The organism is Paramagnetospirillum caucaseum, from assembly GCF_000342045.1.
GTDB classification, from domain to species: Bacteria; Pseudomonadota; Alphaproteobacteria; order Rhodospirillales; family Magnetospirillaceae; genus Phaeospirillum; species Phaeospirillum caucaseum.
On record NZ_AONQ01000167.1, the window covers coordinates 1 to 1,426 of the forward strand.

1 pseudogene is annotated in these 1,426 nt (G+C 62.8%); it reads left to right on the forward strand.

Annotated features, from left to right (window positions below):
- Positions 1–48 precede the first annotated feature (48 nt).
- Positions 49–1,251, forward strand: a pseudogene (locus H261_RS22820) (IS701 family transposase); the annotation flags it as partial.
- Positions 1,252–1,426 lie beyond the last annotated feature (175 nt).

Consider the following 1,426-nt stretch of genomic DNA (forward strand, 5'->3'; position numbering starts at 1 on the left):
TAGCATTACAGTTGCCATTTCGTCGAACCTCTGAATCAATGGGAAGCCATGATTCGGAGGTCATGGGTTATGGCAGGGGCATCAATAGAGGCGACGCTGGAGATTTGGGCGTCATCGTTGCGGGATGTGAAGGCGCGGATGCGTCCGCTTTTCGGCCAGGAGCGGGTCGCAGCATCGGCGAACTCATTTCTTGATGGCCTGCTGGGCGAAGAGCGCCGTAAGACGGGCTGGATGCGGGCGGAGGCGGCTGGCGATCCGGGGCCATGGCGACAACAGGCCATACTGGGACGCGGGCGTTGGGACGCCGATGATTTGCGCGATATTGTCCGTACTTACGCCCTCGAAACGCTGGTCGATGCCGACGCCGTCCTTGTGATCGACGAGACCGGCTTTCTCAAGCAAGGGAAGGCATCGTGCGGGGTCGGACGACAATATACCGGGTCGGCGGGCAAGATTACCAACTGCCAGATCGGCGTATTCGCCTCCTATGTGTCGCGCCACGGCCATGCCTTTATCGACCGGGCGCTTTATCTGCCCAAGAGCTGGACGGACGATCCGACCCGTATGGCGGCGACGGCCGTACCCGCTGAAACCGCCTTCGCGACCAAGCCGGCCCTGGCGCGCGTCATGATCGACCGAGCCATCGCTGCCGAAGTGCCCTTTACCTGGGTGGCGGCCGACAGCGTCTACGGCGTCGGGGCGCTCGAAACAGCTCTGCGGCGTGCGGGCAAGGGCTATGTTCTGGGCGTAACGTCTCAACACGCCGTCGTCTCCTGGGGCAAGGAGCGCCTCGTTGCCGGAACCGCCGGCGGTGTGGTGCAAGACCTATCCCCATCCGACTGGACACGCCTGTCGGCGGGCGAGGGCACCAAGGGCGCCCGCCTCCGCGATTGGGCCTATCTCGAATTGGCCGATCTTGACGCCGCCGATTATGACGCTGCCCGCGCCGGGGTGTGGACACGCGGATTGCTGATCCGCCGTAACATCGCCGATGGCGATCTCGCCTTCTTCTCCACCTGGTGCCCGGCGGGCACCCTCGTCCAAACCTTGGTGCGCGTCGAAGGTCATCGCTGGGCCATCGAGGATAGCTTCGAGACCGCCAAGAATGAACTCGGCCTCGACCATAACGAAACCAGATCATGGCACGGATGGCACCGCCATGTGTCCCTCGTCATGCTCGCCTTCGCCATGATGGCCACCATCCGCACCCGCGCCAATGCCGCCACTCCCCCAAAAACGCCGCTACGGATGACCCGAACCACCTGACGCTGATCCGCTGGTCCATTCAGGAGATCCGCCGCATTGCCATCAGACTGGAGCGGGGAGGCATCATGCCGGCCCACATCATCGCATGGTCCCTATGGCGACGCGCGCATCAAGCGGTTGCTCGACGATGCCATATCAACACAAAATCGCAACTGTAATG